At 64.8% G+C, this 24,606-nt stretch carries 19 protein-coding genes and 2 tRNA genes; 7 read left to right on the top strand and 14 right to left on the bottom strand.

Going from position 1 to position 24,606, the window contains the following annotated elements:
- The first annotated feature begins 270 nt into the window (after positions 1-270).
- A complete protein-coding gene (gene katG / locus JI743_RS07030) occupies positions 271-2,439 on the top strand; it encodes a catalase/peroxidase HPI (protein ID WP_201927437.1) in 2,169 nt (722 codons plus the stop codon).
- 133 nt (positions 2,440-2,572) lie between these two features.
- Positions 2,573-2,983 carry a PaaI family thioesterase gene (locus JI743_RS07025; RefSeq protein ID WP_330902776.1) on the top strand — a complete coding sequence of 137 codons (411 nt, stop codon included), beginning with the start codon at positions 2,573-2,575 and terminating at the stop codon, positions 2,981-2,983.
- Between the two features lie 8 nt (positions 2,984-2,991).
- On the opposite strand, the gene JI743_RS07020 is transcribed toward JI743_RS07025, so the two are convergent.
- On the bottom strand, positions 2,992-4,239 hold the full coding sequence (locus JI743_RS07020; protein WP_201927435.1) for an aspartate kinase: 1,248 nt from the start codon (positions 4,237-4,239) through the stop codon (positions 2,992-2,994).
- Between the two features lie 154 nt (positions 4,240-4,393).
- Here JI743_RS07020 and ubiG point away from each other — a divergent pair, with 154 nt between their 5' ends.
- Both ubiG and JI743_RS07010 read left to right on the top strand, forming a co-directional pair.
- Complete coding sequence (gene ubiG / locus JI743_RS07015) at positions 4,394-5,119, top strand: bifunctional 2-polyprenyl-6-hydroxyphenol methylase/3-demethylubiquinol 3-O-methyltransferase UbiG (RefSeq protein WP_201927434.1); 726 nt, start codon at positions 4,394-4,396, stop codon at positions 5,117-5,119.
- Positions 5,116-5,709, top strand: coding sequence for a YdeI/OmpD-associated family protein (locus tag JI743_RS07010; protein ID WP_201927433.1), 594 nt, complete (start codon positions 5,116-5,118; stop codon positions 5,707-5,709). Before ubiG ends, JI743_RS07010 begins: the two co-directional genes overlap by 4 nt.
- 108 nt (positions 5,710-5,817) lie before the next feature.
- On the opposite strand, the gene JI743_RS07005 is transcribed toward JI743_RS07010, so the two are convergent.
- From JI743_RS07005 to JI743_RS06975, 7 genes are all read right to left on the bottom strand, one after another.
- Complete coding sequence (locus tag JI743_RS07005) at positions 5,818-6,489, bottom strand: glutathione S-transferase family protein (protein ID WP_201928701.1); 672 nt, start codon at positions 6,487-6,489, stop codon at positions 5,818-5,820.
- A gap of 67 nt (positions 6,490-6,556) precedes the next feature.
- On the bottom strand, positions 6,557-6,988 hold the full coding sequence (locus tag JI743_RS07000; protein ID WP_201927432.1) for a hypothetical protein: 432 nt from the start codon (positions 6,986-6,988) through the stop codon (positions 6,557-6,559).
- Positions 6,989-7,112: 124 nt separating this feature from the next.
- Positions 7,113-11,645: a glutamate synthase large subunit gene (gene gltB, locus JI743_RS06995; protein WP_201927429.1), complete on the bottom strand. Its 4,533-nt coding sequence runs from the start codon at positions 11,643-11,645 to the stop codon at positions 7,113-7,115.
- A 24-nt stretch (positions 11,646-11,669) separates the two neighbouring features.
- Positions 11,670-12,782: a DUF2059 domain-containing protein gene (locus tag JI743_RS06990; protein WP_236659819.1), complete on the bottom strand. Its 1,113-nt coding sequence runs from the start codon at positions 12,780-12,782 to the stop codon at positions 11,670-11,672.
- A gap of 23 nt (positions 12,783-12,805) precedes the next feature.
- Positions 12,806-14,248 carry an NAD(P)-dependent oxidoreductase gene (locus tag JI743_RS06985; protein WP_201927426.1) on the bottom strand — a complete coding sequence of 481 codons (1,443 nt, stop codon included), beginning with the start codon at positions 14,246-14,248 and terminating at the stop codon, positions 12,806-12,808.
- Positions 14,249-14,407: 159 nt separating this feature from the next.
- A complete protein-coding gene (locus JI743_RS06980) occupies positions 14,408-15,208 on the bottom strand; it encodes an undecaprenyl-diphosphate phosphatase (protein ID WP_201927425.1) in 801 nt (266 codons plus the stop codon).
- A gap of 5 nt (positions 15,209-15,213) precedes the next feature.
- A complete protein-coding gene (locus JI743_RS06975; protein WP_201927423.1) occupies positions 15,214-16,149 on the bottom strand; it encodes a complex I NDUFA9 subunit family protein in 936 nt (311 codons plus the stop codon).
- A gap of 197 nt (positions 16,150-16,346) precedes the next feature.
- Between JI743_RS06975 and JI743_RS06970 the strand changes: the two genes are divergently transcribed.
- Positions 16,347-16,433 (top strand) — tRNA-Leu (locus JI743_RS06970).
- Between the two features lie 103 nt (positions 16,434-16,536).
- Here JI743_RS06970 and JI743_RS06965 read toward each other — a convergent pair.
- The 4 genes from JI743_RS06965 to JI743_RS06950 form a co-directional block, all read right to left on the bottom strand.
- A tRNA-Thr gene (locus JI743_RS06965) sits at positions 16,537-16,612 on the bottom strand.
- A 90-nt stretch (positions 16,613-16,702) separates the two neighbouring features.
- Positions 16,703-18,292: an acyl-CoA dehydrogenase family protein gene (locus JI743_RS06960; protein ID WP_201927420.1), complete on the bottom strand. Its 1,590-nt coding sequence runs from the start codon at positions 18,290-18,292 to the stop codon at positions 16,703-16,705.
- Positions 18,293-18,294: 2 nt separating this feature from the next.
- Positions 18,295-19,509 carry an acetyl-CoA C-acetyltransferase gene (locus JI743_RS06955; RefSeq protein WP_201927419.1) on the bottom strand — a complete coding sequence of 405 codons (1,215 nt, stop codon included), beginning with the start codon at positions 19,507-19,509 and terminating at the stop codon, positions 18,295-18,297.
- A 29-nt stretch (positions 19,510-19,538) separates the two neighbouring features.
- On the bottom strand, positions 19,539-20,693 hold the full coding sequence (locus JI743_RS06950; protein ID WP_438870688.1) for an acyl-CoA dehydrogenase family protein: 1,155 nt from the start codon (positions 20,691-20,693) through the stop codon (positions 19,539-19,541).
- Positions 20,694-20,805: 112 nt separating this feature from the next.
- Here JI743_RS06950 and JI743_RS06945 point away from each other — a divergent pair, with 112 nt between their 5' ends.
- Positions 20,806-21,534 (top strand): helix-turn-helix domain-containing protein, encoded by a 729-nt coding sequence (locus tag JI743_RS06945; RefSeq protein ID WP_201927415.1) that lies wholly within the window; start codon positions 20,806-20,808, stop codon positions 21,532-21,534.
- 15 nt (positions 21,535-21,549) lie between these two features.
- Here JI743_RS06945 and JI743_RS06940 read toward each other — a convergent pair whose 3' ends face one another.
- The gene (locus tag JI743_RS06940) at positions 21,550-22,917 is read right to left on the bottom strand and encodes a class I SAM-dependent methyltransferase (protein ID WP_201927413.1); all 1,368 of its coding nucleotides are present in this window, start codon (positions 22,915-22,917) and stop codon (positions 21,550-21,552) included.
- A 21-nt stretch (positions 22,918-22,938) separates the two neighbouring features.
- Positions 22,939-23,145: a hypothetical protein gene (locus tag JI743_RS06935; RefSeq protein ID WP_201927411.1), complete on the bottom strand. Its 207-nt coding sequence runs from the start codon at positions 23,143-23,145 to the stop codon at positions 22,939-22,941.
- Positions 23,146-23,366: 221 nt separating this feature from the next.
- On the opposite strand from JI743_RS06935, the gene JI743_RS06930 reads away from it, so the two are divergent.
- The gene (locus tag JI743_RS06930; RefSeq protein ID WP_201927409.1) at positions 23,367-24,605 is read left to right on the top strand and encodes an NHLP bacteriocin system secretion protein; all 1,239 of its coding nucleotides are present in this window, start codon (positions 23,367-23,369) and stop codon (positions 24,603-24,605) included.
- Position 24,606 lies beyond the last annotated feature (1 nt).

Below are 24,606 nucleotides of genomic sequence, written 5' to 3'. Positions count from 1 at the left end.
GTCGTGCAGTTGATTCGGTTCGTCGCGCGCGGCGAACTTTGCGGCGCCCAGCGTCCCTATTAATCGGCCCGGTCGATGACTATGTGCTGCTTATTCGTTTAGGTTGAAGCGCGAGCGCAGCCTATCCTTCGCCGGTCAGAGTAACGCAGTCGGACACCGACTCGGCGCCGGCCATCGCCGTGCGTCCGCCAGAAGGGGTAAAACGCCGCGTCATCCACCGGTCACCGAACCGCGTCACCACATCAGACCAAACCACAGAGGAGAGTCAGCATGAACGTCGAAAGCAAATGCCCCATGACAGGGACCCAGGTCCGATCGTTCCTGGGACGCCAGAACCGTGACTGGTGGCCCGACGCGCTCGACCTCTCGATCCTGCAAAGTGGCGCGCGCGCGGTCGACCCGATGGGCGGTGCGTTCGACTATGCGAAAGCCTTTAAGTCGCTCGATTATCAGGCACTCAAGAAGGATCTGACCGACCTGATGACCGACAGCCAGGATTGGTGGCCGGCCGATTATGGCCATTATGGCCCCTTCTTCATCCGTATGGCTTGGCACGCGGCGGGCACCTATCGCACCGGCGACGGCCGCGGCGGGTCGTCGAGTGGGCAGCAGCGGTTTGCGCCGCTCAACTCGTGGCCCGACAACGGCAATCTCGACAAGGCGCGCCGCCTTCTCTGGCCGATCAAGCAGAAATACGGGAACAAGATCAGCTGGGCCGATCTGTTCATCCTGACCGGCAATGTCGCGATCGAATCGATGGGCGGGCCGGTGTTCGGCTTCGGCGGCGGCCGGGTCGACGTTTATGAACCCGAAACCGTCTATTGGGGCACCGAGGAGCTTTGGGTCGACCAGGGGGCCGAGACGCGCATCATTCCCGATGAAGGCAAGGCACTCGAAAATCCGCTCGCCGCGATCCAGATGGGGTTGATCTACGTCAATCCCGAAGGACCCGGCGGCAATCCCGATCCCCTGCTGTCGGCGCGCGACATGAAGGAAACTTTCGCGCGCATGGCGATGAATGACGAGGAAACAGTGGCGCTGACAGCTGGCGGCCACGCCTTCGGCAAGGCGCACGGCGCGCAGCCCGCCGAAAATTTTGGATCGGGTCCCGAAGCATCGGCGCTCGAATTGATGGGCTTTGGCTGGCTCACCGACAAGGACGAGATCGGAAAGGGGCATATCACCACTTCGGGCATCGAGGGTGCATGGACGCCGAACCCGACGCAATGGGGCGGCGACTATTTCCGCCTGCTGTTCAAATATGACTACGAACTGGTGAAGAGCCCCGCCGGCGCGCAGCAGTGGCAGCCGATCAACCCGGACCCCGAGGACATGGCGCCCGACGCGCGCGATCCGTCGAAAAAAGTCCCGACGATGATGACCACCGCCGACATGGCGCTGAAGATGGACCCCGACTATCGCAAGATTTCGGAGCGCTTCCGCGACGATCAGGCTGCACTCGACGACGCCTTTGCGCGCGCGTGGTTCAAGCTGTGCCATCGCGACATGGGGCCCAAGGTCCGATATCTCGGCCCCGAAGTGCCGGACGAGGATCTCATCTGGCAGGACCCGGTTCCTGCCGGAACCAAGCCGTCGAATGCGGCGGTCGCCGATTTCAAGGGGAAGGTGCTGGCAAGCGGGTTGACTGTCTCCGAACTCGTCAAGGCGGCGTGGGCATCGGCCTCAAGCTATCGTAACTCGGACCATCGCGGCGGCGCGAACGGCGCGCGCGTCCGGCTCGCGCCGCAGAAGGACTGGGCGGTCAACGATCCGGCGGAGCTTGCAAAGGTGCTCGGCAAGCTCGACGAACTGCGCGGCGATTTGTCGATGGCTGATGCCATCGTGCTCGCTGGTGCGGCGGCGATCGAAAAAGCCGCGAAGGACGGCGGGTTTGACGTCGCGGTCGCAGTATCGACCGGCCGCGGCGATGCCGGGGACGAGCATACCGACGCCGAAAGCTTTGAGCCGCTCGAACCCTTTGCCGATGGTTTCCGCAACTATCTGAAGACCAAGGCGCAGGTTAAGACGGAGGAAATGCTGATCGACCGCGCCGATCTGCTCGGCCTGTCGGTGCCCGAAATGACTGCGCTGGTTGGCGGGATGCGCGTCCTCGGGGCGGTGACCGGCAACACCGGCGACGGCGTATTCACTGACCGCGTCGGAACACTGTCGAACGATTTCTTCGTCAACCTCCTCGACATGGGCACCGAATGGCGCGTCGTCGACGAAAGTGGCGATGAAGAGTTCGTAGGCAAGTGCCGCAAGACGGGTGCTGACAAATGGCACGGCACGCGTACCGACCTTGTCTTCGGTTCGAATTCGCAACTCCGTGCGATCTCGGAGGTCTTCGCCGAAAGCAGCGGCGCCCCGCTGTTCGTCGACACCTTCGTCAGGGCATGGACCAAGGTGATGGACGCCGACCGCTTCGACATCGTTTGACCATTCGCACGGTTCCCCGATGACCCTTGACCGCTTCGGCGCGCCATTGCGCCGGAGCGGTCTTTATTTTGCCGTGCGACGGCGATAGCAGCCGCGACGGTTCATCCTAAAAACAGGAGTCGCGGTCTTGACGGTGGAAAGTGTGAGGCGGCTGATCGCCGCGGGCGGGCGACCACCCATCGGCGAGACTCTGGGATTTCAGCTTGTCGATTGCGGCGACGGCTGGGCGGTATTTGAAGGCAACCCCGGTCCCGAGACCTATAACCCGATGAACATCGTTCATGGCGGATATGCGGCGACCTTGCTCGATTCGGCATGCGGAATTGCGACGGTCACCAAGCTTGCTGACGATCAGTCGATGACCACCCTCGAGCTCAAGACGAGCTATTTGCGCGCAATGACTGCCAATACCGGAAAGGTGCGGGCCGAGGGCAAGGTCATTTCGATCGGGCGCCGCGTGGCGTTCAGCGAAGCACGGCTTACCGACGAGCACGGGCGGCTGCTCGCAACGGCGACCTCAACACTGCTGATAATGTCGAACTGAACCCGATATTATTCGGCGTCGAGCCCATAGGCGGTGTGCAGAACGCGCACCGCAAGCTCGGTCTCGTCCTCGTCAATCAACACGCTGACCTTGATCTCGCTCGTCGAGATGGCCTGGATGTTGATGCCGCGGTCGGCGAGCGCGCGGAACATCGTGCTCGCAACGCCTGCGTGGCTTTTCATGCCGACGCCAACGACGCTGATCTTGGCGACCTTGTCGTCGCTCAGGATACGGTTGAAGCCGATCTTGTCCTTCGCGCCTTCGAGCAGGTCGATCGAGCGGAGGAGATCGGCACCCGGCACGGTGAAGGTCACGTCGGTCTCGCCCTTGTCGCGCCCGACGTTCTGGATGATCATGTCGACGTTGATTCCGGCGGCGGCGAGGGGGCCGAAGATGCTGGCGACCGCGCCCGGCTTGTCGGGGACGCGCGTGACGATGATTTTGGCTTCATTCTTGTCGTGGGCGATGCCGGTGATCAGCTGCCGTTCCATCTGATGTTCCTCTATTTCCTCGTCGCTGACGATCATCGTGCCTTTGGCGGGCGCCTCGTCGCCTTCGACGAAGCTCGAAAGCACCTGCACCCGCACGCCTTCCTTCATTGCAAGGCCGACCGAACGCGTCTGGAGAACCTTCGCGCCGACGCTCGCGAGTTCGAGCATTTCCTCATAGGTGACATAGTCGAGTTTGCGCGCCCGCGCGACGATGCGCGGGTCGGTTGTGTAAACACCGTCGACGTCGGTGTAGATGTCGCAGCGGTCGGCCTTGACCGCCGCCGCGACCGCGACCGCGCTGGTGTCCGATCCGCCGCGGCCGAGCGTCGATATGCGGCCGTCGTCCATCATGCCCTGGAAACCCGGGATTACTGCGACCTCGCCCTTGGCCATCGCTGCGCTCAGTGCGCCCGTGTCGATGTCGGCGATGCGCGCGCGCGCATGCGCCTCTTCGGTGCGGATCGGGAGCTGCCAGCCGAGCCAGCTGCGTGCGGGGACGCCCATCGCCTGCAGCGTGAGCGCCAGTAGCCCCGACGTCACCTGCTCGCCGCTCGCGACCACGACATCATATTCGGCGGGGTCGTGACGCGGGTTCGCCTCGCGGCAGAAATTGACGAGCCGGTCGGTTTCGCCAGCCATCGCTGAAACGACGACCGCGACCTCATTGCCCTGTGCGACCTCGCGCGCGACGAGTTTCGCGACGGTGCGAATCCGCTCGGTGCCCGCCATCGACGTGCCCCCGAATTTCATCACGATCCGCGCCATTTCGCCCTGCCTCCCAAACTGGTTGCTGCCGCAACTTTTCCAAGTTTTCTGCGGCGTCCGGCTGTTAGGGAAGGGGGAGGGCGATGGCAAGGGCGCCATCGTATGCGGCGCAAATTTCTTGCGCCAACGTGGGCGCGGTGCCACTGATTGTTCCATGAACGCCGCGACAATCAAAGCCGATGAAGCCGCCCATTTCGGCAGGCTTGCCGCCGACTGGTGGGACGCCAAGGGCTCCTCGGCGATGCTGCACAAGCTCAACCCTGTGCGGCTGGGCTATATCCGCGAACAGGCCGATCTTCACTGGCAGCTCGACGCGCGCGACCGTCATCCGCTTGTCGGACGGACGGCACTCGATGTCGGCTGCGGCGCAGGACTGCTCGCCGAACCGCTCGCACGGCTCGGCGCCAAGGTGACCGGCGTCGACGCCGCGCCCGAGAATATCGCCGTCGCGCGCGATCATGCCACAGGGCATGGACTCGCGATCGACTATTTTGCGGGCGAGCTTGCTAGCCTTCCTCTGGCAAAATTCGACCTCGTGACCTCGATGGAAGTCGTCGAGCATGTCGCCGACCCGGCAGCGTTTGTCACCGAATTGGCGACGCGGCTTGCACCGGGCGGACTGATGATCCTGTCGACACCCAACCGCACGATCGCGTCGAAACTATTGCTCGTCGAAGCCGCCGAGCGCCTCGGCGCCGTGCCGCGCGGGACGCACGACTGGGGCCAGTTTCTGAAGCCCGAGGAACTTGGCGATTTGCTGAAGGCCGCGGGGCTGGCGGTCATCGACCGCACCGGCCTCTCACCTTCCGCCGCGACCGGGTTCAAGCTCGGCGGCAGCGAGGCGCTCAACTATCTCGTTGCGGCGCGGCACGCCGAATGACTCGCGACCCGCGCGTCGACGCCTATATCGCGGCGCGCCAGCCCTTCGCACGGCCAATCTTGACGCATTTGCGCGAGCTGGTTCATGCTCACGCGCCGGGGACTGAAGAGACATTGAAGTGGGGCATGCCCTATTTCGTGCTCAACGGACAGAATCTGGCGGGGATGGCGGCATTCAAAGCGCATGCGACCTTTGGTTTCTGGCGCGACGAAGAAGTGACCGGATCGCCGCGGAACGCCGATGCAATGGGCAGCATGGGCCGATTGGTGGGGCTGTCCGATCTGCCTTCGGACGAGGCGCTCGGAGCCTGGATTGCCAAGGCCGCCGCCTTGTGCGGAGAGGACAAGCCCAAGCGCGCGGCGCCCAAATCCAAGCCCACGCTCGATCTTCCCGACGATTTGCGCGCGGCATTGAAAGCCAACGCCGCCGCGCAAGGCCATTGGGATGCGTTCTCGCCCGGAAAACGGCGCGATTATATCGAGTGGGTGATCGATGCGAAGCGCGAAGAGACGCGCGCCAAGCGCATCGCGACCACCGCCGATCAGGTCGCCGAAGGGAAGGACCGCAACTGGAAATATAAGGGCTGTTGACGTTAGCTTGGACGATCCGCGCCGAAAGCCGGGACCCTGTCGCGCAATGCCATGCCGGCTGGACCCCGGCTTTCGCCGGGGATCACACGCTCCGCGTTCCGTGGCGCGTCAGAAGTCCACATCCTCATAATATTTCGGCGGCGTCACGATCTCCATCCGCTCGGCAAGGAGCGGTCGGAAGCTGGGGCGCGACTTGAGGCCCGAATACCAGCCCTTCGTCTGTTCGTGCCCCGTCCAGTCGATTCCGCCCAGATAGTCGGCGACCGAGATATGCGCGGCGGCCGTCAAATCGGCGAGGCTCATCGTCGCGCCGGCGAGCCAGGTGCGGTGATCGATCAGATAGTCGACATAGTCGAGATGCTGGTTCGCGGCTTTCATTGCCTCGCGTAGTGCACCGCCGTCGGGCGGCTGGCGGTGAACGATGCGTTTCTGCATCCGCTCGAACAGCAGCGGACCGGTGACTTCGAAATAGAAATCCTGATCGAACCAGGCGACAAGACGGCGGATTTCGGCGCGGTTGGCGGCGGTGCCGTTGATCATCGCCTTGCCCTCGACTGTCTCCTCGAAATATTCGGCGATGGCATTGCTGTCGATCAGCACCTGCCCACGTTCCTGATCGACCATCACCGGCGTGCGGCCGGCAGGGTTCAGGTCGACGAACTCGTCGCGCCGTTCCCACGGCGATTCGCGCACCAATTCGTAACCGACGCCTTTCTCGCCCAGCAGGAGCCGGATCTTGCGCGAAAAGGGACACAGGGGAAATTGGTAAAGCTGCCACATGATTTTCGCATAGCGGCAGCGGGGGTTGCCGCGCAACGGCTATGGCAAGCAGCGGGAGGGGTGATGATTAGCGCCGCGTCGCGTCGCGCTCATACTTCCATTGAGCGAGGAGGTCGCGGGCCATGTCTTTCAGGACCGGAGCATAAACAGCCATCGTCGATGCGGCACTGCTCGCCATGCGGGCGCTCGCGCGGACGTCGTCGCCCAGACGTTCGCCATATTCAGGGTCGCGTCCAGCGACGTCGCCCACCGTTGCATCGGGCGGAATATAGGCTGCGTCGGAGTCGGGGTCGATGCGAGCGACAGCCTCGGCAAGCGGGCCAATAGGCATCTCCAGCATGGCGCCGACGATGGACGCCACGGTGTCGGCCATCCGATCCTGCACGATGGGGTCGCTCAATGTCGCGGCGGCATCGGCAAGCTCGCGCTCGGCGGCCTGAGCGGGCAATGGATTGGTGATGACGAGAAGCGGCAGTGCCGCGAGTGTCCAGCGATGCATTGTGTTCGTCCTTCAACAAGGCGCGATAAGATGGCGCGCGTTGTAACAGACACACGCTTGCGCCTTGCTGAACGTGCGGCGCCCTTCGACGGAACGTGCCGGAAAGGCGCCGCGCCGCGTCCGGCTATTCGGCGGCAACCATCTCCACCTCGGCATCGCTCAGCGGATGGGCGAGGCGGCTCAGCATCTCCTTCGGGCAGACCTGCCAGAAGCGACCGCGCCAAAGGTGCCAGTCGGCCAGAACTTCACCGGACCATTTGCTACCCGTCGCCTTGGCATGCTCCTCGACCAACGCGCGCAGCTCGGCTTCCCAATGGGCGCTGTCGAGCCTTTGCCACATGATTGATTCGCCATTGGCGTGACGCTCGAAGCTCTCATCGGTATCGAGAATGAACGCCATGCCCCCGGTCATGCCGGCGCCGAAGTTCGAGCCGACCGGGCCCAGCACGACTGCCGTCCCGCCCGTCATATATTCGCAGCCGTTCGCTCCGCAGCCTTCGATTACGACATTGGCACCCGAATTGCGCACCGCGAAACGCTCGCCCGCCTGGCCCGCCGCGAGCAGTGTGCCCGCGGTCGCGCCGTAAAGAACGGTGTTCCCGACGATGCTGTTGTTCTGGCTGACCAGCGGGCTCGATACAGTCGGGCGCACGATGATGCGACCGCCCGACAGGCCTTTGCCGACATAGTCGTTGGCGTCGCCGAACACCTCGAGCGTGATGCCCTGGCACAGGAAGGCGCCGAGCGACTGGCCCGCGGTGCCCCGCAGGCGGACCTGCACATGATTGTCCGCCAGTCCCGTCATCCCGAAGCGCTTGGTCACTTCGGCCGACAGGCGCGTGCCGACGGCGCGGTGCGTGTTGCGGACATTATAGGTAAGCTGCATCCGCTCGCCGCGTTCGAAGAGCGGCTGTGCGTCGTTCAATATCTGCGCGTCGAGGCTATCGGGAACGGGGTTGCGGAAATGCGGCCCCTGCGAGCGGCGCTGTTCGTCGGGCGCGTCGACCTTTGCGAGAATGGGGTTGAGGTCGAGGTCGTCGAGATGTTCGGCGCCGCGGCTGACCTGGCGCAGAAGCTCGGTTCGGCCGATCACCTCGTCGAGGCTCCGGTAGCCGAGCTTGGCCAGGATTTCGCGGACCTCCTCCGCGATGAAGGTCATCAGATTGATGACCTTCTCGGGCGTCCCGGTGAACTTCTGCCGCAGCTTCTCGTCCTGCGTGCAGACGCCGACGGGGCAGGTGTTGCTATGACACTGGCGCACCATGATGCAGCCCATTGCGACGAGGCTCAGCGTCCCGATGCCATATTCCTCGGCGCCGAGAATTGCGGCTATCACGATGTCACGCCCCGTCTTGAGACCGCCGTCGGTGCGCAGCCGAATACGGTGGCGCAGACCGTTCAGCGTGAGCACCTGATTGACTTCGGAAAGCCCCATTTCCCAGGGAGTTCCGGCGTATTTGACGCTCGTCTGCGGCGACGCGCCGGTGCCGCCGGTGTTGCCCGCGACAAGGATGACGTCCGCGTGCGCTTTGGCGACACCCGCCGCAACGGTGCCGATGCCCGCCGAGCTGACGAGCTTCACGCATACGCGCGCCTTCGGGTTGATCTGCTTCAGGTCATAGATGAGCTGCGCCAGATCCTCGATCGAATAGATGTCGTGGTGCGGCGGGGGCGAAATGAGCATCACGCCCGGCGTCGAGTGACGCAGGCGGGCGATGAATTCAGTCACCTTGAAGCCAGGAAGCTGACCGCCTTCGCCGGGCTTAGCGCCCTGCGCGACCTTGATCTCGATTTCGTCGCATGCGCCCAGATATTCGGCGGTGACGCCGAAGCGGCCGCTGGCGATCTGCTTGATGTTGCTGTTGGCGTTGTCGCCGTTGGCATAGGGACGATAACGTTCCTTGGCTTCGCCGCCTTCGCCCGACACGGCTTTCGCGCCGATGCGGTTCATCGCGATTGCCAGCGTCTCGTGCGCCTCGGGTGACAGCGCGCCGAGCGACATGCCGGGAGTGACGAAGCGCTTGCGGATCTCGGTGATCGCCTCGACGCTTTCGAGCGGCACGCCCTGCGACGGATAGTTGAACGCCATCAGGTCGCGCAGATAGACCGGCGGGAGGTCCGCCACGCCGCGCGAGAATTGCAGATAGGTCGAATAGCTGTCGGTCGCGACGGCGGTCTGGAGCAGGTGCATGAGCTGCGCCGAATAGGCGTGCGTCTCGCCGCCTGCGCGCTGGCGATAAAAGCCGCCGATAGGCAGCGTCGCGACGCGCTTGTCGAACGCCGCCTCATGCTTCTCGGTCGCGTTGATGAACAGCGACTGATAGCCTTCGCCCGAGATTTTGGCGGGCATGCCGGGGAACAGGTCGTTGACGAGCGCGCGGCTCAAGCCGACCGCCTCGAAATTATATCCACCGCGATAGCTGGAGATCACCGCGATCCCCATCTTGGCCATGATCTTGAGCAGCCCGTCGTCGATCGCCTTGCGGAAGCGCTGGCGGCAATCGTCGAGCGTCAGCTCGCTGCCGAACAGCCCGCGGGCATGGCGGTCGGCAATCGCGGCTTCGGCGAGATAGGCGTGAACGGTCGTCGCGCCGACGCCGATGAGCACCGCAAAGGCGTGGGTGTCGAGCACCTCGGCCGAGCGGACGTTGATCGAGGCATAGCTGCGCAGCCCCTTGCGGACGAGATGGGTGTGGACGGCAGCGGCGGCGAGCACCATCGCCATGCCGACACGGTCGGACCCGATCCGTTCGTCGGTCAAGAACAGCTCGCTCCGTCCCGCGCGCACCGCGTCCTCCGCCTCGCGCCGCACGCGCGCGATCGCCTCGCGCAGCGTCGAAGCGTCGCCGCCGGTGGGAAAGGTGCAGTCGATATCGGCGACGGCATCGCCGAAATAGGCGCGCAGCCGGTCCCAATCGTCGCCGACGAGAACCGGCGAGTCCATCACGAGAACGTGCGCGCTCTGCCCCTTTTCGTCGAGGATATTGGCGAGGTTCGAAAAGCGCGTCTTCAGGCTCATCACATGCCGTTCGCGCAAGCTGTCGATCGGCGGGTTGGTGACCTGGCTGAAGTTCTGGCGGAAGAACTGTGCGACATGGCGCGGCTTGTCCGAAATGACCGCGAGCGGCGTGTCGTCGCCCATCGAGCCGACAGCCTCCTTTGCGTCCTCGACCATCGGTGAGAGGATGAGTTCCATATCCTCCATGGTCAGGCCGGCGGCGACCTGGCGGCGCAGCAATTCGCTGCGGTCCCAGCCGGCGAGGCTGGACTTGCCGCCCTTTGGCAGGTCGTCCATCGAGCGGAAACCCTTGACGCGAGAGCCATAGTCGTGCGCGCTGGCGATCTTGTCCTTGATCGCACGGTCTTCGTAGAGTGTCCCCTTGTCGAGATCGACCGCGATCATCTGTCCGGGGCCGAGGCGGCCCTTCTTGCGGATGCTCGCTTCGGGAAGCAGAACCATCCCGCTTTCCGATCCAACCACAAGCAGATTGTCGGCGGTCAGCGAATAGCGCAACGGGCGCAGCGCGTTGCGGTCCATCCCCGCAACCGCCCAGCGGCCGTCGGTCATCGCGAGCGCTGCGGGGCCGTCCCACGGCTCCATCACGCTCGCGAGATATTTGTACATGGCGGTGTGCGGCTCGGGCATGTCGGTTTCGTTCGCCCAGGCTTCGGGGACGAGGATCAGCTTCGCCGTTGGAGCGTCGCGGCCGGCGCGGCACAGCGCCTCGAACACCGCGTCGAGCGCGGCGGTGTCGCTCGCGCCCGCGGGGATCACGGGCTTGATGTCCTCCGAATGCTCGCCAAAGGCGAGGCTCGCCATCTTGATTTCGTGGCTCTTCATCCAGTTCTTGTTGCCGCGGATCGTGTTGATCTCGCCATTATGGGCGAGCGTGCGGAACGGCTGTGCGAGCCACCATTGCGGGAAAGTGTTCGTCGAATAGCGCTGGTGGAAAATCGCGACGCGGCTTTCGAACAGCTTGTTCGTCAGGTCGGGATAGAAATCGGCGAGGCTCTCGGCGAGGAACAATCCCTTGTAGATGATCGAGCGCGCCGACAGGCTGCAGATATAGAAATCGTGGATCTGCGCCGCGACGACCTTTTTCTCGATGCGGCGGCGGACGAGATAGAGCTGCTTTTCGAACTCGTCGATCGACTGTTCGTCCGGCAGCGGGCCGGCGATCATGATCTGCTCGATCTCGGGCCGCGTGCGCTGAGCCTTGTCGCCGATCACCGACACGTCGACGGGCACCTGCCGCCAGCCATAGATGGTAAAGCCCGCGTCGATGATCTCGGATTCTACGATCGTGCGGCATTCTTCCTGCGCATTGAGGTCAGTGCGCGGCAGAAAGATCATCCCTACCGCGAGCCGGTTCGGCAGCACATTATGCCCCGATGCCGCAATCGCATCGTCAAAGAAGCGCACGGGCAGGTCGACATGGATTCCCGCCCCGTCCCCCGTCATGCCGTCGGCATCGACGGCGCCTCGGTGCCATACGGCGCGCAGCGCTTCGATCGCCGCCTCGACGACGCGGCGCGACGGCTTGCCGTCGGTTGCCGCGACCATGCCGACACCGCAAGCGTCGGATTCCATGTCGGGGCGATACATGCCCGTCGCGGCGAGCCGCGCATGTTCGGGGGTGGGGTAGTGGGTCATCATTTCGTTCCTGAAATTTGCGCCGCCCTAGTCGGACGGATCGGCAATCTTGAGCCGCTTGCGGGCGTTGGCGACGGCTTCCATTTCTGCGTCGAACGCGGTCCCGGACGCTTCGTCGGCCGCGGCTTCGAGCGTCTCGACGCGCTCGCGGTCGGCGGCGGTCCAGTTGCTGCGGTCAAGGGCGGGGTCGGCGACATCATAGGAATCGGCGTCACTCGCCGACTCCCAGTCGGCTTCGCCGCCAGACTCGCCGGCGTCGTTCGCCTCGCCGCTGCCCATCCACATATCGCGATGCTCCTTGAGCGTTGCGACATCGACCTTCATCAACTTGGCGAGCGACGACAGTTCGGTTTCGCTGAGGTCGGCCAGCCCGCGCTCCTTGGGCAACGCCTTGAACTTGCCTTCCAGCTCGGGCGCGCGGTCGATGAATTTTTCGATCAGCGGCGGGACAGCCTTGATCATCGCAATCATGACTTCGGGGTCTGCCTGAAGCGCCATCCATTCGCCCGCGAAGGCGCTTCCCGCCGGCGTCGCGAAGAAGCTGTTCATATCGCCAAGATGCGCCGCGGTGAATTTGCGCGAATAGGCGTGCGCCATGCCGTCGCGCATCGGCGCCTCCAGATCGCGCAGCACTTCGCTGATCAGCGGCTTCACGACCTCCATCACCTGTTCTTCGCGCGCCTTGCGATTGGGGTCGAGTATTTCGACGGCCTTCGACTTGGTGTCGGCGTCGAGCCCGGCGAGCGTCTCGTCATCGACGCCGGTCTTGATCGAGAGCATCAGGTCCGACATGCCGCCGGCCTGTTCCATCACCGCCTTGAATATCTTGCCGTACATATTGTCGAGCATCTTCTCGAGGCTGCCCGCCGGGATCAGCGCTGCCGTCGTCTGCCGCGCCAGCGCAAGCCGCGCGGGGTCGACCGGCGGCAGCTTGTCGACCTCGAAAATCTTCTCGACGAGTGCAATCGCCTCGTCGATTTCCTTCTGCATCTTGGCCTTGGCTTCGGCGAGCGCGGCATCGTTCATTGCGCCATCTGGCGCCTCTGCCGCCTCGACCTGAGTTGGCGTCGGCGCGGCACCGGCGTGCACCGGAACGATTACCGCGGCGCCCGCGAGCGCCAGAGATTTCCACGTCGACATACACATGATCCTTCCCCTGTTGGTCATGCTGCCTTCTTTTCGCCTTTTGCCTTCGCCTTCAACCACTTTGCCATCTGCTCGCTCACGTCGCGACCATCGCGGATTCCCCAGACGACGAGGCTCGCGCCGCGGACGATATCGCCGGCCGCAAACACGCCGGGCAGGCTGGTCATCATCGTCTGGTGATCGACGCGCAGCGTGCCCCAGCGCGTGACGCTGAGGTCGGGCGAGCCGAACAGCTGCGGCAGTTCTTCGGGGTCGAAACCAAGTGCCTTGATGACCATGTCGGCAGGGATGTCGAACGAGCGGCCGGGGTCGGGTTCGGGGCTGCGGCGCCCGCTCGCGTCGGGCGAGCCGAGGCGCATGCCCGCCACAGATACCTGCTTGACCCGCTTGTCCGCGGTGAAGCTTGCGGGGGCGGACAGCCAGACGAACTCGACCCCTTCTTCCTCGGCGTTGGCGACCTCGCGCTGCGATCCCGGCATATTCTCGCGGTCGCGGCGATAGAGGCACTTCACCGATTTCGCTCCTTGGCGAACCGCGGTGCGGACGCAGTCCATCGCCGTGTCGCCGCCGCCGATCACGACGACATGCTTGCCCTTGGCATCGAGGCTGCCGTCGTCGAAGGCGGGAACGGCGTCGCCGAACCCTTTGCGGTTCGAAGCGACCAGATAGTCGAGCGCGGCGATCACTCCCTCCGCCTCGTTGCCCGGCACGGCAATCTCGCGCGCCTTGTATACGCCGGTCGCGACCAGGAGCGCGTCGTGTTTCTGCCGCAGTTCGTCGAGCGTCGCGTCGGCACCCACTTCGAAGCCCAAGTGAAAATGGATGCCGCCTTCCTCAAGGCGCGCGATGCGGCGCATCACCACATCCTTCTCCAGCTTGAAACCGGGGATGCCATAGGTCAGCAATCCGCCTGCGCGGTCGTGGCGGTCATAGACATGGACTTCATGTCCCTGGACGCGCAGATATTCGGCAGCGGTCAGCCCTGCGGGTCCGGCGCCGATTACGCCGACCGACTGGCCCGTTGCCGGCCCGGCCTGCAACGGCTCGACCCAGCCCTCGGCCCAGGCGGTATCGGTGATATATTTTTCGACGCTGCCGATCGTCACCGCGCCGTGGCCGGTGAATTCGATCACGCAATTGCCTTCGCAAAGGCGATCTTGCGGACAGATGCGCCCGCAGATCTCGGGCATCGTCGAGGTCGCGTTGCTCAGTTCGTATGCCTCGCGCAGCCGTCCTTCGGCAGTCAGGCGCAGCCAATCGGGGATATGGTTGTGGAGCGGGCAATGCACTGAGCAATAGGGCACGCCGCACTGCGAACAGCGCGCCGCCTGTGCGTCGGCGTCGGGCGCGGCGTAGCGTTCCGCGATCTCGCGAAAGTCGCGTGCGCGCTCCTCCGCAGTGCGCTTGTCGGGATAGGATTGTTCACGCTCCACAAACCGGAGCATGCGTTCGGAAGCCATGCAAATTCCCCTTCGTTGAAGAGGTGGTTGCATCGGCTTGACCGTGCTGTCACTCGCAAAATCTCAGATAAGACAGCAATATTTACCTAAAATTGCTTCGATCCGAGCGCCACGCTTCCCGTGCGCAACAATCTTTCATTATTTAGTCTCGTATCGGACCTATCTCGACCCAAGCCATATCAGTGCCGCGACGCCGACGATAATCCGGTACCAGGCAAAGGGCGCAAAGCCATAGCGCGTCACGATTGCAAGGAAGGCCTTGATCACGATCCAGGCGACGACAAAGGAGACGATCGACCCGACGGCAATCAGCCCCAGGTCCCCTGTCGTGACCGCATCGCGATGCTTGAACAATTGCAGCGCGGTCGCGCCGGTTAGCGTAGGGAGCGCGAGGAAGAAGCTGAACTCGGCGGCTGTCTTGCGGTCGACCCCCATTGCCATCGCCCCCATGATCGTCGCGCCCGACCGGCTGACGCCGGGGATCATCGCAAGGCACTGGACGATGCCGACTATTGTCGACTGGCGCAGCGAGAGGTTGGCGACCCCGCCGCTTTCCTGCGTTCGGGCAAGCCGTTCGACGATCAGGATCGCAAAGCCTCCGATGACAAGCGCCCATGCGACGACGACGGCATTTTCGAGCAGCAGCTCGATCTGGTCACCAAAGGCAAGGCCCAGCACCACGGCCGGAATGAAGGCGACGATAAGGTTGCGGACAAAGGCGATCGCCACCGGATCGCGCCGGAAAAAACCGACTCCCATGTCCCAGAACAAATGGCGATAGAGCACGACGATGGCGAGGATCGCGCCCGGCTGGATCGCGATGTTGAAGATCGCCCAGCGCGACGCGTCATAACCGAGCAACTCGGTCGCGAGGATTAGATGCCCGGTCGAGGAAACCGGCAAAAATTCGGTGAGCCCCTCGACGATGCCGAGGATGATGGCGGTCAGCCAGATCGACATGCCGCTCAGCGCGCGTATTCGGAAAATCGACCGTGGCGGCGATACTGGACGAGCCAGCCGTCGGCGACCGCAGCAAGCGCCGTCGGCGTGATGCCGAGCTGTTTCAGCCCCGCGGCGCGCGGCGCAACGACGTTGTCGCGCTGGAGCATCAGCCACTGGTCCTTGGTGATCGGCGCGCCCGGCAGCCAGCCGACCGTCGATGCGAGCGCCGAGGCGACGGCATCGGGCACCTCTACGAAGAGCCGCTGGCGCCCCGTCGCGTCGGCAATCCAGCGCAAGAGTTCTATCATCGACATCTGTTGCGGCCCGCCGAGCTCGAAAATCTTGCCCGCAGCGCCAGCGCCGAGCGCCGCGACCACGGCGTCGGCGACGTCACCGACATAGACCGGCTGGAATTTCGTGTTCGGCGCGATCACGGGGACGACCGGGGCAAAGCGGATCATGGTCGCGAAGCGGTTGATGAACTGATCCTCGCGGCCGAAGATGATCGACGGACGCAGGATCGCGGCAGCGCGAAATTCGTTCCGTACCGCCTTTTCGCCTTCGCCCTTGCTGCGGCCATAGGCAGAAGCGCTGTCGGGATCGGCGCCGATTGCCGAGACATGGACGAGTGCGCGGACGCCAGCGGCCTTGGCTGCCGCTGCGACATGCCCCGCGCCGCTGGCCTGTACCGCCTGCATATCGTCGAACGCGCCGACGAGGTTTATCACCGCGTCGCAGCCCGAGACCGCGCGCGCAATGCTCGCCGCATCGCGCACGTCGGCGGCGACGAACTGCGTCTGGCCGAGCCCGCCGAGCGGCTTCAGGAAGGTCGCGCGGCGCGGTTCGCGTTCGGCAATGCGGACGCGCGCGCCACGCGCGAGCAGCCGTTGCACGACATAGCGGCCCAGAAAGCCGCTCCCGCCCAGCACCGTGATCAATTGCCCATCCAGATTGTGCATCGCTTCAGCCTGTCGTTGATTCTCGCGCCCGCGGGCGCCACGCTCGCGCCCCCCATGCCGCGAAGCGGCGGTCCGGGCAAGGGGGAGCGGGCGGTGGCCAACGCAAATCCGCGCGCTCCCAATTAATTTCGCCGCATCGGCGCGGTCGCGGTTGACAAGCGCCGCGCCCCGCCGCTAAGCGCCCGCTCCTACCCCGTGCCCAGATGGCGGAATTGGTAGACGCACCAGCTTCAGGTGCTGGCGATCGCAAGGTCGTGGAGGTTCGAGTCCTCTTCTGGGCACCATTTTCCCCATTTTAAAGGATCACTCGCGCGCCGGGTGCAATGCGCTCGGTCGTCGCACGATTCGCATGCGGTCGGACTGTTTACAGCTGTCGTATAGGGGAAATGGTGCCGCTTACAGGACTCGAACCTGTGGCCCCATCATTACGAATGATGTGCTCTACCAACTGAGCTAAAGCGGCAACGAGGGGCGCCACTAGCAGCGCGGTGGCGCGATGACAAGCGCCCATGCGCATTTGGTGATGGGGCAACGCGAGGCAGCCTCTCGCCCGTCAATTGCGCCTTTCAACCAGCCCGCGCGCGATAACCTGCGCCTGGATTTCGGCGGCCCCCTCGAAGATGTTCAGGATGCGCGCGTCGCAGAGGATGCGGCTGATCTCATACTCGAGCGCATAGCCGTTGCCGCCGTGAATTTGCAGCGCGGCGTCGGCGTTCGCCCAGGCAGCGCGCGCGGCGAAAAGCTTTGCCATCCCCGCTTCGATATCGCAGCGCTTGCCGCCGTCCTTGGCGCGCGCCGCCGCATAGCTGAGTTCGCGCGCCATGACGAAATCGATGAGGCTCATCGCGATCTTGTCCGACACGCGCGGGAAAGCCATTATCGGACGGCCGAACTGTCTGCGGCCCAACGCATAATCCAGCCCCAGTTCGATCGCGCGCCGCGCGACGCCGACTGCGCGCGCTGCGGTCTGGATGCGCGCGCCCTCGAAAGTGCGCATCAACTGTTTGAAGCCTTGCCCTTCCACGCCGCCGAGGAGCGCGTCGGCGGGGGCCGCCATCGCGTCGAATTGGAGCGCATATTCGCGCATCCCGCGATAGCCGAGGACCTCGATCTCGCTTCCGCTCATGCCCGCGGCGGGAAAGGGGGTGGCTTCGGCCCCGCGCGGCTTGGGGACGAGCAACATCGACAGGCCCGCATAGCCCTTTGCATCGGGCAATGTCCGCGCAAGCAAGGTCATCAGGTCCGATCGCGCGGCGTGGGTGATCCATGTCTTGGCACCATCGATGATCCAGCCGTCGTCCGTGCGCCGCGCGCGCGTCTGAAGCGCGCCGAGGTCGGACCCGACATCGGGCTCGGTGAACACCGCGGTCGGCAGGATGTCGCCGCTTGCGATCTTTGGCAGCCACGCGGCCTTTTGTGCGTCGGTGCCGCCCATCGCGATCAGCTCGCCTGCGATCTCGGAGCGCGTGCCGAGCGATCCCGCGCCTATCCAGCCGCGCGACAATTCCTCGGTGACGACGCACATGACGAGCTTGCCGAGGCCGAGCCCGCCATATTCGTCGGGAATGCACACGCCAAAGGTGCCGAGTTCGGCCATCGCTTCGACCGTCGCGTCGGGAATCAGGGCGTTGGCGAGATGCCAGCGATGCGCGTGCGGGATGATCTCGGCTTCGGTGAAGCGGCGGAACTGTCCACGGATTGCGTCGAGGTCGCTGGCATGAAGCGTCTCGCTCGGCCACTGGCCATCGGCGAGTGCGGCGGCAATCTCGGCGCGCGTCGTGGTGTGATCGGCGACGAGCAGGTCTGCGCAGGCATCGCCGAGCGCGCGCGCGGCTGTACTGATCCCCAGATCGGCGGGGCGGACGATTTCGTTCTGCCCCATCGGCAGGCCGCCGACGAGCTGTGCGACGCTTTCGGCAAAGGCGAGCGAGGCGAGCTTGGTGTCGAGCGGATTCGTGTCATTGCCAGCGTCGAGCCAGTCGAGCACCGCTTCGAGCGCCGCCACCGTCGTTGCAATCCACGCGAATCCGTGCGCGGCGCGCTGGTCTTCATCGATGGGGCGATGCGCGAGACGTTCGACGAGCGCGGCCTTGGCCGCGTCGCTATAGGTCGTCGCGGCGGCGAGGGCGTGGCGCAGCGCCATTGTCACACGGCGCGCTCGAAGATCGCGGCGATGCCCTGTCCGCCGCCGATGCACATGGTTTCGAGGCCAAAGCGCCCCTCGCGCCGCACCAGCTCGCGCGTCAGATTGGCAAGGATGCGCCCGCCGGTCGCGCCGATCGGATGGCCGAGCGAGATGCCCGATCCGTTGACATTGAGCATGTCGAGGCGGCTGTCGTCGTCGGACCAGCCCCATCCCTTGAGCACCGCGAGTACCTGCGGCGCAAAGGCTTCGTTGAGTTCGACGAGGTCGATGTCGTCCCAACCGAGGCCATTCTTTGCGAACAGCCGTTCGACAGCGGGCACCGGGCCGATCCCCATGCGCGCGGGATCGCAGCCCGCCGCCGCGGCGCTGTGATACCAGGCGATGGGTTCGAGGCCGAGTTCGTCGAGCTTGTCCTCGGCAACGACGAGGCACGCGGCAGCGGCGTCATTCTGCTGGCTCGCATTGCCGGCGGTGACGACGCCGCCCTCCAGCGGCTTGAGCCTGCCAAGCGATTCCAAGCTCGCGTCGGCGCGATAGCCTTCGTCATGGTCGAAGATAATGGGGTCGCCCTTGCGCTGCGGGACGCTGACGGGCACCAGTTCGTCGTCGAACAGCCCCTTCTTCCACGCCGCCGCGGCGCGCTGGTGGCTGCGTACCGCATAAGCATCGGCCGCCTCGCGCGTGATGCCATAATCCTTTGCCAGATTCTCGGCGGTCTCGATCATCCCCGAAATGACCCCGAAGCGTTCGATCGGCTGCGACATCAACCGCCCGCGCGTCAGCCGGTCGTGAAGCGTCAGATTGCCCGCGCGCACGCCCCCCCGAATATCGGTGCTGTAATGTTCGACGTTCGACATCGATTCGACCCCGCCCGCGACGACGACGTCGGACATGCCCGTCTGCACCATCATCGCGGCGTTGACGACCGCCTGCAGCCCCGATCCGCAGCGGCGGTCGAGCTGGTATCCGGGCACTTCGAGCGGCAGCCCGGCGGCGAGCCACGACCAATGGCCGATCGCCGGCGCCTCGCCATTGCCATAGCCCTGGCTGAACACCACGTCGTCGACGCGCGCAGGGTCGATCTTCGTCCGCTCGACGAGCGCCTTCAGGATCACCGCGCCAAGCTCGCCCGCGGTCAGCGGCGACAAGGTGCCGCCGAATTTGCCGACGGCGGTGCGGATCGGGGCGACAATGGCGGCGCGGCGCAGGGACATGGGAATACTCCGGTCGGGAAAAGGGGACGTCAGCCCTGCGCGTGAAACTCGCGCAGCATATGTTTGGCGATCTGGAGCTGCAGAATCTGCGTCGTGCCTTCGTAGATGCGATAGATGCGCGCATCGCGGAAGAAGCGTTCGGCGTCATATTCGGCGAGGTAGCCGGCGCCGCCATAGACCTGCACGCAGGCATCGACGACGCGGCCGCACATCTCGGAGGCGAAAACCTTGAATGCAGCAGCCTTGCGCAAGACATTCTCGCCTGCATCGGCGCGGCGGGTGACATCTTCCATCATGCACTCGGCGGCATAGATGTCGATCTCGCTCTGCGCGAGCATCTGCTGGATGAGCTGAAAATTGGCGATCGGTTCGCCGAACGCCTTGCGCTCGGTCGCATAGCGCGTCGCCGAATCGAGCGCGCGGCGGGCATAGGCGGTCGCCGCGGCGCCGACCGACATGCGGCCATTGTCGAGGCTCATCATCGCATAAGCGAAACCCTTGCCGAGTTCGCCGCCGAGCAGCGCCTCGCCGCCGACGCGAACATCCTCCATGATGATATCGGAGATATGCGCGCCCGACTGGCCCATCTTCTTGTCCGATTTTCCCGTCGAAACGCCGGGAGCGTCCATCGGCACGATGAACGCCGACACATGGGCATTCTTGGGCAGATTCTCCTTGCTCGTCCGCGCCATGATCAGCGCAACCTTCGCCTGCGGCGCATTGGTGATGTAGCGTTTGGTACCATTGAGCACCCAGCCGTTGTCGGTCTGGACCGCGCTCGTCTGGAGCCCCGCCGAATCCGATCCCGACCCCGGCTCGGTCAGCCCGAAGCAGGCGATTTCGCCCGCCGCGACGCGCGGTAGCCATTCGGCCTTTTGCGTGTCGGTGCCGCCGTTTTTAAGCGCCGAGGCGAACATGCCGATGTTGATCGAGATGATCGAGCGGAAGGCCGGCATGGCATAAGAGAGCGTGTGGATCGTTCGGATATATTGGCTGACGTTCATCCCTGCGCCGCCGAACTCTTCGGGGATGGTCAGTCCGAACAAACCCATGTCGCGCAGTTCCGACAATATGTCGTCGGGAATCCGGTCGTTTTCGATGATATGCTTTTCGGCAGGGAGAAGGCGCTCGCGGACATAGCGCTCCAGCTGTTCGATGAACTGGTCGAATATGTCCGCGTCCATCCCTGCCATGTCACCTCTCCCAACCTTGTCGTTGAATAGCGCGATAGCGCCACGCCTGCACTATTTCAACATTAGGAATTGTTTTTCACATATATGAAATTATGATGTTCGCATGAGTGTCGTTCGCTCTGTCACGCAATCATTCGCGGTGATGCGCCTGTTGGCAGGTTCGTCGCCGCTGTCGTTGTCGGCGATCGGCAGGGCGCTGGGCCTCAGTCCGTCGAGCGCGTTCAACCTTTTGAAAACCTTGGAGCGCGAGGGGGCGGTCGAGCGCGACGGCGCAACCAAGGCCTATCGGATTGCCCCGGCATGGGCGGCTATCGAGGCGCTCGGCGAGCCGCGCGCGCAGGCGGTGATTGCCGCCGCACGCCCGCGTGTCGCACGCCTCGCGCAAGAGGCTGACGCTGCCGTTGCCTTGTGGAGGATCATCCCGCGCGACCGCCTCCAGCTTGTCGTGCGCGCCGAAAGCGATGCCGGTATGCGGATCGGCATCGCCGATGGCCAGCGACAACCGCTCGGCGGTGGCGCTGCCGGGCGGGCAATGGCGGCTGCGCAAAGGATCGACCGGGCCGAACTGGCGCGGCGTTATTCGGCCGTCCATTGGCAGATCGACCTGAGCTTCGACGCCTATGCGCGGCAGGTCGAGCTGGCTGCGCGCAAGGGCTTTGCCGTTGACGACGGCTTCGCGCATCGCGGCATTTGTTCGGTCGGCGTGGCTATCGCCGATATCGGCCCGGGATTTTGTCTGTCGGCGTCGGTCTTTGCGGGGTCGCGAACGGCGGAGGAGATCGATGCGCTCGGAGCAAAACTCATCGCGTTGCGGACGGCCCTGACCGGATAGCGCTGCGCGAACGTTTCAGAACCCAAGGCGGCGTGATTGCTCGTCGGTGAGGGGGCTCGGCGAACCGCGCACAATCTCGATGGCGCCGTGACGCGTGACGGCGCCGTTGATCGCCGCGCCGACGCCTGCGGCCTGAATGGCAGCGTTCACGGCGCTGGCGTGCGGCACCGATGCGGGCGGGTCGACCGCTATGACTTCGCCCGCCATGAACAGCGCGTCGATCGCATTGAGCAGGTCGGCGCTTCCCAATCCCTGCACGGTCGAAAGCGGTTGCGGCCCGTCCGCCAGCGTGGCGAGGATTGCATGGGCGGCCGCATTGTCGAAGCCCATGGTCCCCGCTGCCGTGCGCGCCTCGAAGCGGGCCTCGCCTGCAGGCTTCGTCGCTGCCCACCATCCCGACATTCGTGCCTCATCGCGGGTCTTGGCAGTCAATCGCCGCACCGCGCCCTTCACATAGAGGTCGGTGCGGAACCAGTTGCCGGTGAACAGGTCGGTCGCCGTTTCGCGCGCCGCCGCGCTCTCGATCGCGTCCAATGACCGGCGCCATGCCGCTTTGAGCGCCAGGTCGGGGCGCAGCCGGTACGGGCGCGCTTGACCGGCGCAGGCAAGCGCGCGCGCCGCCGTTGCGGTTACGACATCGCCCGCCCACAACGGACACCAATTTTCGTTGAGATATTCATGCGCGAAATAATCGGCGGGGTAACGCGCGCGGAGTCCGTCGATCCACTCCCAATGCTCACGTCCGAACACATCCGCCGCGCGAAGCGCCGCGAGCGCGCCCTCGAACCGTTCGACCGGCGTTCCCCTTCGATCGGCGGCCAACGCCCGCACCATCTGTTGGAAGGCCATTATCGGCGTCCAGCCGGGCAGGCAATTATAGCCGATGGCGAGAACGCCGCCCGGCTTCAGCAAGTGACCGGCAAGGTCGAGGACATGGCCGCGGTTGGCCTCGCTGACCCACGCCAGCACGCCCTGGCACTGCACATAGTCGGCGGTCGCAGCGGGCAATGCCCCGCGCGCCGCGTCGAAATAGGCATGCTCGAACCTGATGTTCGGCAGGCCGCCGGCTGCGGCAATCGATGCGCCCAATTCTATATGCGCCGGATTGCCGTCGATCCCGATGAAATGGCCCTCGGGATGCGCTGCCGCGTTAAGGATCAGGCCGATTCCGTCGCCGCACCCGATGTCGACCATCGTAAACGGCCCGCGCGGCGCGGCTCCACGCGGCGATGCGATGCCGCCATGCGTCAGAATCGCATCGATGTTGGGCGGAGCAAAGGCTGCGTGAAAACTGCTGGGATAGAGCGAATCCGCGACATAGCCGTCGAGCGCATCGCGGTAGCCCGGGCCAGCCGTTGTCGTGCCGCCCCGGGCCTTGGCCATCGCCATATGCCGGCGAGCCGGTCAGGGTTTGAGCTTGTATGCGTCGGTCTGAAGATTGGGGTCGATCGTCCCCAGCTTGATGGCGCTGTCCTCGATCTTGAGGCTCGTCGAGCCGATCTTATAGGCCTGGTTGAGCCCGATCAGAATGCCGCCCGAAGCCTGATCGAGCGCGTCTTCGTTGAGTTCCACCGCGCCCGCTTTGGTGACGTCCGATTTCTTCTTGGTCATCGCAATTCTCCGTTCCTTGCCGCGAATAGCGGCCGATCGACAATTTGCGGCCCGACTCGGAAGTTCGCGCTTCCTCGTTACGGCAGTCATAGCAGAACGAGGGCGCTTTGCAGTGTGCCGCGTCACAGGGTGCGGCGCGCTTGCCATGATAGTGAAAATCGGGTCATGATGTGCTCGGAACCATAAGGGCGCGCGCATACCAACTGGGGGGTGGCCCACGGATGAGCGAAACCATCTATCGTCAGTCTGCGCTGGATCGCATGGCCAGCCCGGAGCGCCTCGACGCCCCGTTGACGCTCGTTTCGCGCCCGTCGTGGATATTGCTCGGCGCTTTTGCGGTAGCGCTCGTGGCGGCGCTGGTCTGGGCCAGCGTCACGCGCGCGCCGGTGACGGTCGGCGCGAGCGGCATTTTGATCAACCGGGCCGGTCTCGCCGAAATTGCAGCCGCGCAGGACGGCCGGATACAGTCGCTGCTGGTGATTCCCGGCGATACCGTGCGTGTCGGACAGCCGGTGGCGACGATTGCCCGCACCGAACTCGCCCGCGAACTCGCCGACGCGCGCAGCAATTTGCGCGATGCCGAGGCGCGGCTGCAACGGCTGCGCCTGTTTTTTAGCGAGCAGGGCGCGCGTGAGAGCGGTGCCGACGGCGCGCGACTGCGCACGATCGCCCAAACGCGGCGCGCGCTCGAAAGCCGTGCTGCCTATCTTGAAAAGCGCGCGGGTCGCATGGAGGCCCTGATCGAGCGCGGCTTCATCACGCAGGACCAGCTCGTCGACGTCCAGATCGAATTGGCGGCGGTGCGCGAGCAACTGTCGAACCTCGGCGAGGCTGCGCTGCGCGTGCGCATCGACGCCAATGCCCGGTCGGGGACGAGCGGCCTTGCCCTGCTCGACGAACAGCGTGAGGTCGACTCCCAGCTTCGCCTGATCCGCCGGCTCGAGGCGCGCCTCGGCGACGAAGAGGTCGTGCGCGCGACGGTCGCGGGGCGCGTGACCGAGGTAAAGGTCGGGACAGGCGATGTCATCGCGCCTGGCACCGCGCTGGCGACGGTCGCACCCGATCAGGGCGGGCTCGTCGCGCTGCTTTACGTTCCGGCGGGGGAGGGCAAGCGGATTACAGTAGGGATGGCAGCAGAGATTACGCCGACCGCCGTCGAGCGCGCGATTTATGGCCACATCCCCGGCCGCGTCACGTCGGTCGCGCCGCTTCCGGCGACGCCCGAAGGTATGCGGCGGGTGCTGCGCAACGATCAACTGGTCGCACAGCTCACGGCGGCGGGCGCGCCCATAGAGGTGCGCGTCGCGCTCGAAGGCAACGCCGCCAACCCGAGCGGCTTTGCCTGGTCGGCCTCGAAGGGGCCGCCGGGCCAGATCGGAGCGGGGTCGATCGTCGGCGGCCGCGTCATTGTCGCCGATCGCCGCATAATCGGCTTGCTGGTGCCGGGCGCAGGCGAATAAT

Source organism: Sphingopyxis jiangsuensis (assembly GCF_016734905.1).
GTDB lineage: Bacteria > Pseudomonadota > Alphaproteobacteria > Sphingomonadales > Sphingomonadaceae > Sphingopyxis > Sphingopyxis jiangsuensis.
The sequence above is the reverse complement of the archived record's forward strand: the minus strand, read 5'-3'. Positions and strand labels throughout refer to the sequence as shown.

Excerpts from the sequence above, each read along its gene's own strand:
- JI743_RS07020 (WP_201927435.1), bottom strand. The coding sequence starts at position 4,239 with ATGGCGCGGATCGTGATGAAATTCGGGGGCACGTCGATGGCGGGCACC.
- JI743_RS06950 (WP_438870688.1), bottom strand. The coding sequence starts at position 20,693 with ATGGACGCGGACATATTCGACCAGTTCATCGAACAGCTGGAGCGCTAT.
- JI743_RS06945 (WP_201927415.1), top strand. The coding sequence starts at position 20,806 with ATGAGTGTCGTTCGCTCTGTCACGCAATCATTCGCGGTGATGCGCCTG.
- JI743_RS06955 (WP_201927419.1), bottom strand. The coding sequence starts at position 19,509 with ATGTCCCTGCGCCGCGCCGCCATTGTCGCCCCGATCCGCACCGCCGTC.
- JI743_RS06975 (WP_201927423.1), bottom strand. The coding sequence starts at position 16,149 with ATGCACAATCTGGATGGGCAATTGATCACGGTGCTGGGCGGGAGCGGC.
- gltB (WP_201927429.1), bottom strand. The coding sequence starts at position 11,645 with ATGATGACCCACTACCCCACCCCCGAACATGCGCGGCTCGCCGCGACG.
- JI743_RS06935 (WP_201927411.1), bottom strand. The coding sequence starts at position 23,145 with ATGACCAAGAAGAAATCGGACGTCACCAAAGCGGGCGCGGTGGAACTC.
- JI743_RS06940 (WP_201927413.1), bottom strand. The coding sequence starts at position 22,917 with ATGGCCAAGGCCCGGGGCGGCACGACAACGGCTGGCCCGGGCTACCGC.
- katG (WP_201927437.1), top strand. The coding sequence starts at position 271 with ATGAACGTCGAAAGCAAATGCCCCATGACAGGGACCCAGGTCCGATCG.
- JI743_RS06980 (WP_201927425.1), bottom strand. The coding sequence starts at position 15,208 with ATGTCGATCTGGCTGACCGCCATCATCCTCGGCATCGTCGAGGGGCTC.
- JI743_RS06985 (WP_201927426.1), bottom strand. The coding sequence starts at position 14,248 with ATGGCTTCCGAACGCATGCTCCGGTTTGTGGAGCGTGAACAATCCTAT.
- JI743_RS06960 (WP_201927420.1), bottom strand. The coding sequence starts at position 18,292 with ATGGCGCTGCGCCACGCCCTCGCCGCCGCGACGACCTATAGCGACGCG.
- ubiG (WP_201927434.1), top strand. The coding sequence starts at position 4,394 with ATGAACGCCGCGACAATCAAAGCCGATGAAGCCGCCCATTTCGGCAGG.
- JI743_RS06930 (WP_201927409.1), top strand. The coding sequence starts at position 23,367 with ATGAGCGAAACCATCTATCGTCAGTCTGCGCTGGATCGCATGGCCAGC.
- JI743_RS07000 (WP_201927432.1), bottom strand. The coding sequence starts at position 6,988 with ATGCATCGCTGGACACTCGCGGCACTGCCGCTTCTCGTCATCACCAAT.
- JI743_RS07010 (WP_201927433.1), top strand. The coding sequence starts at position 5,116 with ATGACTCGCGACCCGCGCGTCGACGCCTATATCGCGGCGCGCCAGCCC.
- JI743_RS06990 (WP_236659819.1), bottom strand. The coding sequence starts at position 12,782 with ATGTCGACGTGGAAATCTCTGGCGCTCGCGGGCGCCGCGGTAATCGTT.
- JI743_RS07005 (WP_201928701.1), bottom strand. The coding sequence starts at position 6,489 with ATGTGGCAGCTTTACCAATTTCCCCTGTGTCCCTTTTCGCGCAAGATC.